General features: G+C 50.8%; 1 protein-coding gene and 1 pseudogene. Both read right to left on the bottom strand.

All coding sequences use genetic code 11. The features are described 5' to 3' along the window. Positions 1 to 97: 97 nt before the first annotated feature. Positions 98 to 361 (bottom strand): annotated as a pseudogene (locus AC3WMR_RS30665) (transposase); the annotation flags it as partial. A 318-nt stretch (positions 362 to 679) separates the two neighbouring features. Then, positions 680 to 1207 (bottom strand): hypothetical protein, encoded by a 528-nt coding sequence (locus AC3WMR_RS30660; RefSeq protein ID WP_492281598.1) that lies wholly within the window; start codon positions 1205 to 1207, stop codon positions 680 to 682. Positions 1208 to 1304 lie beyond the last annotated feature (97 nt).

The following is a 1304-nucleotide window of genomic DNA, read 5'->3' as shown; positions in this document are numbered from 1 at the left end:
GCTATCCTGTTCGGTGAACGGTTTACTGCGGCGCATGGATAACAACTTTTAAAACGCCTCGCCCACGAAAATACGGATAGGCTCTGCGCCGGCCTCAGAGCTTTTTTTTTAGAACGTCCTGCAGCATGACCTTGTCCAAGCTTAGATCAGCCACCAACTGCTTGAGTCGCTTGTTCTCGTCCTCGAGTTGACGCAGTCGACGCAGTTCGCTCACGCCTATCCCGCCATACTTCTTTTTCCACGCATAGAACGTGGCTTGGGACACGCCCACCTTGCGGCAGACCTCTTCGACCGACACGCCGGTTTCGGCTTGATGCAGCGCGAACGCAATCTGTTCTTCTGTGAACTTTGACTTCTTCATGGCGACGCCCTCCTGGGGGCTAGTTTCGCCGGAATTTTCCAGTTATCAACTGTCCAACTTTTAGGGGGGAGGTCAATCTAGTTTGTCTTTGCCCTGCGCAAGCGGCCCTTCGCGCCGCGTCAACACGAATTGGTCAATCAGACCCTGCACCTGCGCCGGTCTTCACGCCGCTCCGTGGAGCGCAGCGCCTCAATACGTTCGTCGAGCACGGCAAGCTCGTGCCGCAGCCTTTGAACCTCGCTTGTTGCCACACATTTCGGACACAGTCCGCCACTCACGGCTTTCCCCCTCGACCCCAACAAAAGGTGACCTACAGAGTTACTGATGCCGCTCTACAAGTCGCCAATCGACAATTCTTTCAGCAAAAATCCCGTCTGCCTCTTGAAAGACAGTTTCCCCCAAAAAGTCAGGATCATTCTTGATAGCCTCTTCATCAGCATCGGTCAAAACAACTGCTCGCCCGCCTTTCTTGTTCAGGATATATCTCTGACTGGCTATATAGTCATAGAAATCCAATATTGACGTTCTAGCCACCTCCAAGCTACTCGCACTCCCCTCCTCAAAATACATACAAAAATTTGATAGCGCGTATAGAAACATATTGATGACTATTTCTTCATAACCTGCATCTTGCTCATCTACGATCCGCGCATCAAAAAGCCTCTCCATAGATTTTGTCGAAACTTGCGAGACAGAATCATCTCGAAGAGCATCCCAAGCGAGATCAAGAAATTTCTCCACATTTTTTTGATCCGGGAAAGCAACCCCTTCTTTTTTCAGAAAGACAATCATCCTGTCAAATGCCAGGATCAGCAAAAAACATTCCCTTCTTTCTTTCTCCAACATTTTTATCTCCGTCTTTTCACTGCAGTTCGCGGTTGTGCTTGACGCGCTCGGCGCGGTTCCAGTGTGGCCCGGCCTCGCGGCGTTCCTGGTAATGTGC

Source organism: Achromobacter sp. FW305-C-28 (genome assembly GCF_058783235.1).
Note: the sequence above shows the minus strand (reverse complement) of the source record. Positions and strands in the feature narration are given on the sequence as shown.